Origin of the sequence: Flavobacterium quisquiliarum (assembly GCF_019308285.1) — a bacterium.
Lineage (GTDB): Bacteria > Bacteroidota > Bacteroidia > Flavobacteriales > Flavobacteriaceae > Flavobacterium > Flavobacterium quisquiliarum.
This window is the reverse complement of sequence record NZ_WWEM01000011.1, coordinates 43,879-55,861: the sequence shown is the minus strand read 5'-3', so window position 1 is coordinate 55,861 and position 11,983 is coordinate 43,879. Positions and strand designations below refer to the sequence as shown.

Sequence of the window (11,983 nt, the reverse complement as noted above, 5' to 3'; positions counted from 1 at the left end):
AATTAGTAGCCGAAAATTTTCGTTTTCAAAAGAATCTTTAGTCCCGCTATCCGCTATATCTTTTTCTAGTCTCGTTTTTAGAAACGAGACCAGAAAAAGGATGCCGCTTCTATCGGGGCTAGACTAGAAATTTTTATTTTCATAAGAACTTTACTAAACAAAAAAGCGCTTCAAATTGAAGCGCTTTTTCATATTTATGTAAAACCTAAAACTAGAAGTTTTTAGAAATCCCAATATTTACTGTTTTACCGAAATTGAAGTAGAAACTATTAATATCTGGTCCGTTGTTGTCATAACTTAATGTTTCGTATCCTAAACCTCCAATGCTGAAGTTAAGACCAAAACCCTTTTTCATATTTATGAAAAGTGCTGGAGTCACACCAGCATACAAGCCGTCTGCTTTGGATTCACTTTCGCCTAGCGCTGCAATTACTTTATTCTTTTCACTTTGGAAACCAGCTCCTAAATCAGCAAATACTGAAAAGGTCTCATTTAACGGAACAGAATAACGTAAAAATGCACCCGCTTTAAAATTATTAATTTTTGATTCCGTAATCCCTTCAAATTCACTTTTTGAAGAAGCAACTACAAACTCTCCCCCAACAGTCCAGTTATTATTAAACTGATAACCCACTCTAGGAGAAAAATTAAATTGATTGTTTTTGTCTTTTGATGTTTGAAATTCTCTATTAGTTGAAGTGTAACCAATGTTTCCACCAACTAAAATTGTTCCCTTTTGGGCATTTGCAAAGCCAAATACTGACAATGCAAGAATAAGTAGCATTTTTTTCATGTTTAATGTTTATTTAAGATTTACATGTAAACAACAAGTAAAATACCAACATACAGTAGTAGTAATTTTCTTAATCATTAATTAATAACAGTCTGGTGAAAAAGGGTAAAAAATTAAAATAACACTAAGAAATGGTTATAAAAAAAGCATCTACCGAGGCAGATGCTTTCTGAAATTGAATTTTATAAAACTTAAGATTAGAAGTTTTTAGAAATTCCGATATTAAATGTTTTACCGAAATTGAAGTAGAAATTACTATAATCTTCTCCATTATCGTCATAGCTTAATGTCTCGTATCCTAAACCTCCGATGCTAAAGTTAAGACCAAAACCTTTTTTCATATTGATGAAAAGCGCTGGAGTTACATCTACATAAGCACCATCTCCTTTGTATCTTACATAGCTATTATTAGTAGCATAATCTTTATTTTTTACAGTTTGGAAACCTGCTCCCATATCTGCAAAAACAGAGAAAGTCTGGCTTAATGATTTCGTATAACGTACAAAACCTCCAGTTCTAAATTTATTGTCTTTGTATTTTTCAGTTGGATTCTCAACATCAGTTGAACTTAATGAAAGTTCTCCTCCAACTGTCCAGTTTTCGTGAAATTGGTAACCTACTTTAGGAGCAAAAGTAAAAGTACTTGCTTTAGCCTCGCTAAATCTGAATTCTGATTTTTCAGAAGTATAACCAATGTTTCCACCTACTAAGATTGTTCCTTTTTGTGCATTTGCAAAACTGCAGATAGCTAATGCAGCCATCACTAGAATTTTTTTCATGATTTGGGTTTATTTTTAATTTTAGCATTCCTTTAACAATAACAATGCCGTGAATAAAGGACTTTATGATTTTTTTAATAATTACTTTAGAAGGTAAAATGTAGCAATCGAAACTATTTCTGTTTACTTTTGTAGCAAACAAAAAGTCATGTCGATAGAAGTAAACAGTATATCAAAAAGTTACGGAGAGCAAAAAGCTTTAAATGAAATTTCTTTTAAAATTGAGAAAGGAGAAATCGTAGGATTTCTTGGTCCAAATGGAGCTGGAAAATCTACTTTAATGAAAATTTTGACCACTTATTTACTTGCCGATAGTGGCTCAGCCCTTGTAAATGGTCACGATGTCATGACAAACACCAAAGAAGTGCAACGTTCTATTGGTTACTTACCAGAGCATAATCCGTTGTATTTGGACTTGTATGTTCGTGAGTATTTGGCTTTTAATGCCGACGTTTACAACGTGCCAAAATCGAGAATTGAAGAAGTTATTCAACTGACAGGACTGACATCTGAAAGCCATAAAAAGATCAGCCAGCTTTCTAAAGGATACCGTCAGCGTGTTGGTTTAGCAAATGCTTTACTTCATGATCCAGAAGTTTTAATTTTGGATGAACCAACTACCGGACTGGATCCGAACCAGTTAATGGAAATTCGTAATGTGATTAAAAATGCAGGAAAAAATAAAACTGTTTTTTTATCCACTCACATCATGCAGGAAGTCGAAGCCATTTGTGATCGTGTCATAATTATTGACAAAGGACAGATTGTTGCCGACAATAAATTAGATCATTTAGTGACTGCAGATAAAGAACAAGTTATTGAAGTTGAGTTTGATTACAAAGTAGAGGAACAGCTTTTAGCTAAATTGGAAAATATTTCTTCTTATATCAATACACATGACATGACATGGGAGCTAACTTTTATTACCGAAAAAGATATGCGTCCTGCCATTTTTGATTTTGCCAATGAAAATGGTTTAAAAACGTTGCAATTGAATCAAAAAAATAAAAACCTGGAAGCTGTATTTAGAGAGATTACTAAATAAGTTTTCAGCCACAGTTACAGTTCCCCGTAAAAAAAGCGGTATGTTTTTAGTCAAAAACATACCGCTTTTTCTTTTACTCATTCCTTAAAATCAATTATTTACACATAAATCACAAATTAATTCTATTTTTATTTAGACTTATTATAAATAGTTTATATCTTTGGCACATCAAAATATAAATGCCACAAGTATGTTACGTACACTCCACACCTTTAAAAAAAATATTTCAGCTGTTTTAATTTACGCATCAAATCTTCAAGAAAAGTTTTCAAATCAATTGGAAAAAATTGTACTGCAATAAACTTCTAGTTCAAAAGCTTAAAAAAGATTGTTTTCTAAATCATGGATTTAGAAAATGCTAAAATTCAAACCAAATGAAAAATATCATAACCTCCATAATGCTTGCTTTTTCGGTATATGGATTTTCTCAAGAAAAAGAAAAAAATGACAGCATTGTTGAAACGACTATAAATGCATTAGATGAAATTGTGATTAGTAAAAAGAAAGTTCTATACACACAGAAGTCAGACCGTCTCGTTTTTAACGTAGAAAACAGCATCGTGTCTGAAGGCGGGACCGCGCTTGACGTATTATCACGTGCGCCAGGCGTTGTTGTGTCTCAGGATGGCGATTTGTCTATTCGCGGACAGCAAGGTGTTGCCGTGATGATAAATGGTAAACTGACACAGCTTTCACAGAAAGAATTAGCTAATTATTTAAAAGCTACTACCTCATCTAATATCAAACAAATAGAAGTTATTACAAACCCTTCTTCTAAATATGATGCAGCAGGGAAAGCTGGAATTATCAACATTATTTTAAAGAAACCAAATGCTTCCGGTTTAAAAGGAACTGCTTTTACCAGTTACGGACGAGGCAGAAAGAACAGAACAAACTCTGGCTTCAATTTAAACTACAACAAAGATAAATGGGGCGTTTTTGGAAACTATAGCTATACTTTCCGAGGCGAAGAAGAACATAAAGAATTCAATCAAGTTCAGTTTACAGATCAAACGCGTCAAGAAATTGCTAGTAAAAATCATCAGACCTCGATTACAGATGAACCTTTAACTTCTAATAATTTTAAAGTTGGAACACAATACGAAGTTTCGCCTAAAACTAATTTAGAGGTTTATGTTGATGCCAAAATTGGACGTTATCAAAATATAGCCGACGGAACTAACACTGTTTTCAATACAGCCAATCAGCCTATTTTTGATGCCATTACTTATAATGACAGTAAAGAAAAATGGTTTGATTATACCTATGCTTTTTCTGGAGTTCATAAATTTAATACAGAAGGAAAAAATATGTCTTTTGATTTTGAATATGAAACTTCAAAATTTAGATCTAATCAATTTCAAAGTGCTTCTAATACAGCCAATGCAACGACTGTAAACGATCGTCGCGGTTATATACCTTCTCAGTTAAAAGTATTTACAGGAAAAGTTGATTTTGTAAATCCGTTCAAAGAAAAACAATCTATGGAATGGGGTTTTAAAGCCAGCATTAAAAACAACAACAATCCATCTGTTTACGAATATTATGATAACAATCAATGGTTAATCGATTTTAATTCGACCAACCATTTTGAATACAATGAGCAGATTTATGCAGCTTATGCAAATTATAAATATCAGCTGGAAAAATTAAACATTCAAGCTGGTTTAAGAACCGAATTTACTGCGATAAACATTGATCAGAAAACGTTAAACGAACAGCATAAAGATGATTATTTGAAATGGTTTCCTAGCCTTTCTTTAAAATATGAATTTACAAGTAATCATTCTGCCCATGCTTCTTACAGCAAAAGAATCAACAGACCAAGTCAGTTTGATTTGAATCCGTTTCGTTTCTATGATGACTCATTCAATTATTCACAAGGAAATCCGAACCTTATTCCAGAGATTACGCATGCCATGGAAATTGGTTATGCCTGGAAAAGTAATTTTATGGCTTCTGTTTATTTCAACAGCACAAAAGATGTTTTTACGGAAGTTTACAATTATAACCCAGATACTAATACGACAGTTACGACTCAGATTAATGTGGACAAATCTTATAATTACGGAGTAAACATTACAAATACTACCGAATTAAATAAATGGTGGTCTGTAAATACTTTATTTAATGTTTTTGAGAATAAGTTTATGGGGAATGTTTTAAACAGTTCTACCATTGATCCTATCATGACTTTAAATGTAAGTGTTCAAAATTCTTTCACCATTACCGATACTTGGAAAGCAGAAGGAAATGCACAATATCAATCGAAATCAAACCTTGGAGTTTACCAGCGAGATGATTTCTTTGATTTCAGCATCGGAATTTCGAAGCAAGTTTTAGCTAAAAAGGGAAACATCAAACTTAATTTTACTGATGTTTTCAATACCAATAATTTCTACATCAAATCTGTAGTTGCGCAGACTAGTATTGACAAGAGATATGACCTCGACAATCGTATTGCAACAATTGCATTTACATACCGTATATAAAAGTTTCGTTCTTTAAATACCTTGTTTTTTGTTTTTTTTTGTGTTAGTTAAGAGCCTGTTCCTTCAAACAGGCTCTTCTATATTATAGGAAGTTCCATAGTTTTCTCTTCCACAGATTCACGAATTATTCTAACGATAAGAGTGATTTGAAATTATTCTTTAGTCTTAATTTCACCAATACATCATACCATAAAAAAAGTCTTTTTAAAGCTTACCTAACTTTAAAAAGACTCTTAAAAAATATTTTGACTGCTTAACTTTTCTTTGTTTTTTTCTTTCTTCCCCACCAGATATAAAAACCCGTTAACGGAAGACTGGCACAAATTAAACTGGCCGTAAAATAGATAATTTTTGTAGTTATACCGCCAATTGCACCTACGTGAAGGCTATAATTTGAACGGCTCATCCAATCGTGAAATTTTTCATCACCAATATATTTTTTGGAACTTGGAAGCAATTCTAATGTTTTCTGATCAAAATATAAATCTCTCCAATTTCCGTTATGCATATCAGTACAGGCATAAAAATTATCTTTTGGTTCGTCTGGAAAATGAATAATTACAGCTTCATTATTGTGTTTTGCAATTTCTTTTCGCACTTTATCGAAAATAATATCTGCCGAAGTCAGCATATCGTATTTCGGTTTTGAAAGTGTATCTTTTTTTACTGCAACGACTTCTTTCTTTTCTTTTTCATTGGTAAAACCTCCCGTAATCCAGTAAGTGCTTTCCCTTACCCAATGAAAACTCATAATTAACCCTGTCAATGCAATTAGAAAGGCCAGAATAAGCGAATAAAAACCTAAAACATTATGTAAATCGTAATTAAGTCTTTTAAAACGGGCATTCCATTTTATTTTAAAACTACTGTTTATTGTTGTTTTATTCCACTTTTTAGGAAACCATAAAATTATGCCACTAACGAGAAGAAAAAAGAAAATCAAAGTAGCCCAAGAGGTTATGGTTGTTCCAATTTCTTTTCCGAGCCATAGGTAACGATGTCCTTCATCAATTTCATGAAAAAAATCCTCATGATCTACCATTCCGGTTATTTTACCGTTATAAGGATTTACATAAATCAAAGAATCTGATTCTATATCAACTTTTATTGTTTTATCCAAACCATTATACCATACGCCGTGAATAGCCTTTTCTGGCAGGGCTTTTTTTACTGCAGCATAAATTTTGGAAGGCGGTAAAACCTTATGAGAAGTTTGAGCTTCTACATTTAGCCAAGGCGAAGTAAGTTCCCTTATTTCTTGTTGAAAAACCAAAATACAGCCGGTAATTCCCATTATAAAAACGACAATTCCTGAAGCTAATCCTAGCCATAAATGAAACCAGGCATTTATTTTACTGAAACGTGACTTTTCTTTGGATTTTGTTTTTGATGATTGTTTTTTAATGACATTCATTTTATTACTATTTTAAAAACATGACAAAACCATATAATCACAGCTTATCAGCAATGATTATATGGTAATGCGTAATAGGAAAATTAGATATTAAATATTATCTTTTTTTCAATTTTGTAATTGCAGGCAAGTTTACACCTCCAGTAATAACAGCGCCTTTAACAGCAACACCTGAGTTAATATCAATTTGGTAAACACGACCTTCGTCATTTGTTACGAAACTTTTGTAAACTTTTCCATTTTCTGTGTAAGCACTTCCAAAACCATAGTAGTTATCTCCAGCGTGATCAGGCAAGTTGGTAACTTGTGTAATTGATTTTGTACTTAAATCTAAAATAGCACATTTAAATTTGAAAGTTCCGTAGTTTAAGAAGCTCCAGTTTCCTTGATCTGGATCAATTGCAGTAGGAATATAGTTGATTAATACTTTTTCATCTCCAACTGGATAAGCCGATACTACTCTTCCGCTAAGAGAACTTGCTTCGATATCAAAGAAATAAGAAGAATCAAACTCTGTTTGTCCTTTTTTGATTCTCAAAATTCCCGAATGACCAGAAGTAGCTGCATAACCACAAGTACGAGAGTTTGAAGAGAATGTATAAATATCTCCAGATTCTGTTTGAACCATACCTGTATTAGTATAGTATTGACCAATAGTAGTTGTACGAGAATCTGTAATAGTTTTAACATAAGTCAAAGATGGGTAATCGTAAACTTTTACTACTGCATTTCCATTGTAAAGTTTCCAAGCAGCATCACGCTCAAATGTAGAAATGAAAAGTTTATTTCCAGATACATTTACACTAGTTGGCCATAAGAAATGCCCATTAGAAATTGCGAAGTCATCTGTTTTACGATTTGTAATACTAGCTGTTGCAGGATCGTAAATAATCAACTCGTTTTGTGTTGAACTAGCATCCCAAGGAGAATTAACTAAGACTAATTTATCGTCATCTGTAGTTCCGTAAGCATAAGTATCTCCTGTAAAAACATTTTTGCTTTTTGCTAAAATACCGTCAGAATTAAGATAGTATCCAACAGACCCTTCATTTTCTCCGCTAAGAGCAAAAAATGTATTTGCTACCGGAACACCTGCACTTGCAGCCTGCTCGATACCTTTTCCAACCATGTTAATATCTCCAGTCATGATTTCATCTAGAGACTCAAACTGCCAGATATAAGTATCCCAATCATTGGTTTGGTATGCCAATACATAACTTACGTCTGCAGGGTTTTCTACTGACGAGTTATCATCGCTGCTACATGAAAATGTAACAGCCGCTAATATGAATAACGCTAGAAGTGTTTTAGTTCTTGTTATCATTGTTTTAAAATTTAAAAATTATTTATTTAGTTTATAAAGTATCTGAATTTAGCCGTAAATGATCTTCCTGGCTTTTGTACCATAAAGTAATCGTATACTTTTTTATCAGTAATATTATTGCATTCTAAGCCTATGTTGTAAGTTCCTTTTCCAAAAGTATAAGCAGCACCGATGCTTTGTGTAAACTGCTCAGGGATAAACCTTCTTGTGCTAGGGTCACCATTTTTAGTTGATTTCAAGTAGTATTCCCCAATATAATTTGCGAACAAATTAACTCTTAGAATATCATCTGCAGTTTTAAGTTTTCTAAAAGTGAATCCCATATTTGCATTTCCATATAAAATTGGAACATTGGCAATTTGAGTTCCTTTGTAGTCATTTTTAATATTTGTCCACGGTGGGTCAAAATTACTTTGGTCAATTGTTCTCTGATAGGTTACGTTTGCTTCAAAAGTCAACCAATTTTTGTATCCGTAATTAATCGCTCCATCAACACCTGTAACTCTCACGTCAGCTAAATTTTCATAATAGATCTGAGCAGCACCTTCTGATCTGATCTGAATGAAGTTTTTTGCATTTCTGTATATGAAATTCCCTTGAAAACCATATGAATGTTTAGTGAATACTTTTTTATAAGCAAATCCTACATTATAATTATCACTTTCCTCTGGATACAATACTGATGCAGGCAAAACATTTAATCCGTCTCCTAACATTTCTTCGGCACTCGGAAGGCGGAAAGCATGCTCATATGATGCTTTTAATTGTAAATCGCTTGTTACAAAATATGCTAAAGCCGTTCCATACCCCCAATCATCGAAAGAATTGGTCAAAACTTCATATTGTCTATCAGCTGCATAATCATCGACAATATCAATCATTCTGGTTTTCAAAAAGTATTTTTTACCAAATACTACAACAGATAGTTTTCGATCAAGCGCTGCCAGATTATAGGATAATCCTAAAATACTTTTATCTAAGCTAGGAGAACCCGGCTTAGGTGGATCCTTTCTATATTGTTCTTCTTCTTTACGTTTTAAACTATTAACAGCATAATTAAAAGCTAGATATTGTTTGTCATCTAAATCGTATTTGAAATTGGCATTAGCCTGAAAAGAATTATCATCATAAACATAGATTGTTTTTTCACGATTTATCTCTCCACTATTACTTAATCTATTGTATGTACGACTTCCATCCCATTTATATCTGTATGAAGAAGTATCTACAGAACGACTGCTAACCATATTGTATGAAGCAATAAAATTCACTGATAGCTTCTTTGTAAAAAGACTATCCATTTTATATTTAATAGTTGGAACAAAAGCCTTACTGTCTTTAAATGCATCACCAACAACATTTTGCATAGTTGCTCCAGTCTGTATTTCCTTTTTGTTAGCAGATGCCATCATTCCAAAAACAAGATAATCAGCATATTTCTTATTTTTCACTCCGACTTCACCAATAATTCCACCCGATTTATAACCATCATGAAAATGTTTGTAAGGCTGTACAGGACCAAAATTTCCAAAACTATCCGCCACACTTACATCAACTTTATAACTATTGTCCGAATAATTGCCAAAAGCATTTAAGTTAGCTACAAAACCTTTTTTTCCGCTGAAACGTGTATTAATAGCTAACTTATGCGTATTGAAAGATCCAAAACTATATGAAGCATCAACATAACGTTTTACAGATTGGTTTGTAATAATATTTATAGCACCTCCCAAAGCATCGGTACCTAACTCTACAGGAACAACTCCTTTGTAAACTTCAATACGCTCTGCCAAGTTAACTGGTATATTATTCAATGTAAAAGATGATCCGTAATTATCAATTGGAATACCATCTAGAAAGAATTTAACCTGATTTCCTGTAAATCCATTTAAAGAAAAATTAAAATCAGACCCCATTCCTCCTGTTTCTCTAACACGGATTCCTGTAGTTCTATTTAAAACCTGATTTAAATCGCTAGAAGTATTATGAATCATTTTTAAATCAACAGCAGTAATATTAAAAGGCTGTTCTCTTACTCGCTCTACTTTAGTTTTTCCAGTTACCTGAACTTCATCTAAAGCCGCCATATCTTCTTCGATAGTGATTTTTGGCGCGGTTTGATTGGATTGTAAATTAATTTTTGTCTGCTTGGATTTGTAACCTACGTAATTAACAACTAAAGTATAATTACCTGGTTCAGCTGTAATTTCATACTCTCCATTTGCATTTGTAAGAGCTGCATAAGAAGTTCCTTTTAGGGCTACAGAAACACCTTCTGCAGGTTGACCATTTTCTGCCATTACCACTCCACTTAAAACTACTTTGCTTTTTTGCGAGAAACCTTGAACTGAAGAAAGTATCATCAACAGCAAGATTACAATTCTTTTAACTTGCATTATTTAAAATTAGTTTAAATTAAATTTAGCACAAAATTAACATCAAGAATCAGCTTTGACAAATTATTTTTAATTATTCTAAATAAAATCTTTTATTAACTTAAAAAATGATTTTTATATAAAAAAAAGATGCTTTCTTAAGATTTAATTAATTTTAGATTAAAATCACATTAGAAAACTATATTAGTAGCATTCAATTTTCAAAATTTAATTTCTAAAAAAACTTACAAAAAACAAAAAATCCTGCCGAGTCAGCAGGATTTTCCAAAAAGGTATTTATTTCAAATTATTATTATTTTAACATTTCCAACATCACTTCGATTACGATCTTAATATCCTCTTCTGTAGTCCGCCAATTTACAAATGAAGCGCGAATTCCTTTTTTATTTTGATAGAAAGTCGGTGTCATAAATACTTTTCCTGTATCGTTTAATCTTACTAAAAAATCGTTTACTTTATCCTGATTTTCATTTCCTTTTAAAGTAAAACAAACATTGCTTAAACGAATCGGAGCCAAAAGTTCAAATCTACCATCATCGACCAGTGCATTTCCAAAATGAAGCGCCAATAATGTACTTTTTTCAATTAAATCCTGAAAACCTTCTTTTCCATAAGCCACTAGAGAAAACCAAACCGGAAGCGCTCTTAAACGACGTGAATTTTCAGGAACTACATTAAGATAATTAAAATTCTCCAGTGGGTTACCTAAATACGGGGCATTTGAATTTTGAAACGTTTCAATCTGCAAATTAAGATGATCTTTTTTAATTAAATAAAAAGCGCTTTCGTAAGGGACATTCAACCATTTATGACAGTCAATCGTAATACTGTCTGCTCCTTCCCAGCCTTTTACATAATGCTTGTATTTTTCTGAAACGGCCGCAAATCCACCAAAAGCACCGTCAATATGCCACCAGAAATTGTATTTTTCTTTTAATTCAGAAATCGCTTCAAAATCATCAAAATCGGCAGTGTTTACAGTTCCGGCACTTGAAATCAGAATAAAAGGTTTTCCATTTAAGACTTTGATTTTTTCTTCTAAATCTGCAATATCCAAAGCTTCACGATTGCCTTCAATTGTTTTTACAACCGTATAATTCTGACTTCCGATTCCTAACATTGATAATGATTTTATAGAAGAAGAATGCGGTGTCGCTGTTAAAATATTGATGGTTTCAGAGATTCCGTTTTTAGCAAAATCCTTTCCAAACTGTTTTCCAAACCATTGTCTGGCAACTGCTAAACTCGTAAAATTGGACATTGTAGCTCCTGTAACAAATCCGCCCAAAAAGGAGTCTGGAAGTTCTAATAACTGAAGGAGTAAATTAATTGTTTCAAGTTCTATTAAAGCCGAATTTCCTCCTTGTGAAGATACTGCTTGCGTATTTTGATCATAAACTGATGCCAGCCAATCTCCCACAATAGAAGCCGGTGTAGAACCTCCCGTTACAAATCCCCAATAACGAGGCCCTGGAGACGAAACTAATAAAGGTGCCAAACGTTCTCTAAACTCTTTTAAAGCTTCATCAGAACCTAAACCTAATTCGTTCAATCCGCGTTTTGGATCAATTGTATTTTTGTTTGAAGTAGGAATAATATCTAGATTATTCAGAAAATCGATTCCCTGTTGTTTTGCCTTTTCTAAAATATTTTCGAAATTATTGAGATCATGTTGTAATATTGAATTCATAGTATAGAGTATTAGATTTCATGCTGATTGATTCAGATGAAAATAAATTT

General features: G+C 32.6%; 8 protein-coding genes. 2 read left to right on the top strand and 6 right to left on the bottom strand.

From position 1 onward, the window contains the following. Positions 1–211: 211 nt before the first annotated feature. Together GSY47_RS03300 and GSY47_RS03295 are read right to left on the bottom strand one after the other, a co-directional pair. Positions 212–793: an outer membrane beta-barrel protein gene (locus GSY47_RS03300; protein WP_179003197.1), complete on the bottom strand. Its 582-nt coding sequence runs from the start codon at positions 791–793 to the stop codon at positions 212–214. A 197-nt stretch (positions 794–990) separates the two neighbouring features. Next, positions 991–1,572: an outer membrane beta-barrel protein gene (locus GSY47_RS03295; RefSeq protein ID WP_179003198.1), complete on the bottom strand. Its 582-nt coding sequence runs from the start codon at positions 1,570–1,572 to the stop codon at positions 991–993. 148 nt (positions 1,573–1,720) lie between these two features. Here GSY47_RS03295 and gldA point away from each other — a divergent pair, with 148 nt between their 5' ends. Further along, positions 1,721–2,617 carry a gliding motility-associated ABC transporter ATP-binding subunit GldA gene (gene gldA, locus GSY47_RS03290; RefSeq protein WP_179003199.1) on the top strand — a complete coding sequence of 299 codons (897 nt, stop codon included), beginning with the start codon at positions 1,721–1,723 and terminating at the stop codon, positions 2,615–2,617. A 374-nt stretch (positions 2,618–2,991) separates the two neighbouring features. Continuing rightward, positions 2,992–5,109 carry an outer membrane beta-barrel family protein gene (locus tag GSY47_RS03285; protein ID WP_219071102.1) on the top strand — a complete coding sequence of 706 codons (2,118 nt, stop codon included), beginning with the start codon at positions 2,992–2,994 and terminating at the stop codon, positions 5,107–5,109. Positions 5,110–5,362: 253 nt separating this feature from the next. On the opposite strand, the gene GSY47_RS03280 is transcribed toward GSY47_RS03285, so the two are convergent. The 4 genes from GSY47_RS03280 to GSY47_RS03265 form a co-directional block, all read right to left on the bottom strand. Next, on the bottom strand, positions 5,363–6,523 hold the full coding sequence (locus GSY47_RS03280) for a PepSY-associated TM helix domain-containing protein (RefSeq protein ID WP_179003201.1): 1,161 nt from the start codon (positions 6,521–6,523) through the stop codon (positions 5,363–5,365). 97 nt (positions 6,524–6,620) lie between these two features. Then, a complete protein-coding gene (locus GSY47_RS03275; protein ID WP_179003202.1) occupies positions 6,621–7,847 on the bottom strand; it encodes a DUF4374 domain-containing protein in 1,227 nt (408 codons plus the stop codon). 26 nt (positions 7,848–7,873) lie between these two features. Further along, positions 7,874–10,243: a TonB-dependent receptor gene (locus GSY47_RS03270; protein WP_179003203.1), complete on the bottom strand. Its 2,370-nt coding sequence runs from the start codon at positions 10,241–10,243 to the stop codon at positions 7,874–7,876. Between the two features lie 292 nt (positions 10,244–10,535). Next, positions 10,536–11,933 carry a pyridoxal phosphate-dependent decarboxylase family protein gene (locus GSY47_RS03265; RefSeq protein ID WP_179003204.1) on the bottom strand — a complete coding sequence of 466 codons (1,398 nt, stop codon included), beginning with the start codon at positions 11,931–11,933 and terminating at the stop codon, positions 10,536–10,538. Positions 11,934–11,983 lie beyond the last annotated feature (50 nt).

Coding starts and splice junctions, on each gene's coding strand:
- GSY47_RS03300 (WP_179003197.1), bottom strand. CDS start 793: ATGAAAAAAATGCTACTTATTCTTGCATTGTCAGTATTTGGCTTTGCA.
- GSY47_RS03295 (WP_179003198.1), bottom strand. CDS start 1,572: ATGAAAAAAATTCTAGTGATGGCTGCATTAGCTATCTGCAGTTTTGCA.
- gldA (WP_179003199.1), top strand. CDS start 1,721: ATGTCGATAGAAGTAAACAGTATATCAAAAAGTTACGGAGAGCAAAAA.
- GSY47_RS03285 (WP_219071102.1), top strand. CDS start 2,992: ATGAAAAATATCATAACCTCCATAATGCTTGCTTTTTCGGTATATGGA.
- GSY47_RS03280 (WP_179003201.1), bottom strand. CDS start 6,523: ATGAATGTCATTAAAAAACAATCATCAAAAACAAAATCCAAAGAAAAG.
- GSY47_RS03275 (WP_179003202.1), bottom strand. CDS start 7,847: ATGATAACAAGAACTAAAACACTTCTAGCGTTATTCATATTAGCGGCT.
- GSY47_RS03270 (WP_179003203.1), bottom strand. CDS start 10,243: ATGCAAGTTAAAAGAATTGTAATCTTGCTGTTGATGATACTTTCTTCA.
- GSY47_RS03265 (WP_179003204.1), bottom strand. CDS start 11,933: ATGAATTCAATATTACAACATGATCTCAATAATTTCGAAAATATTTTA.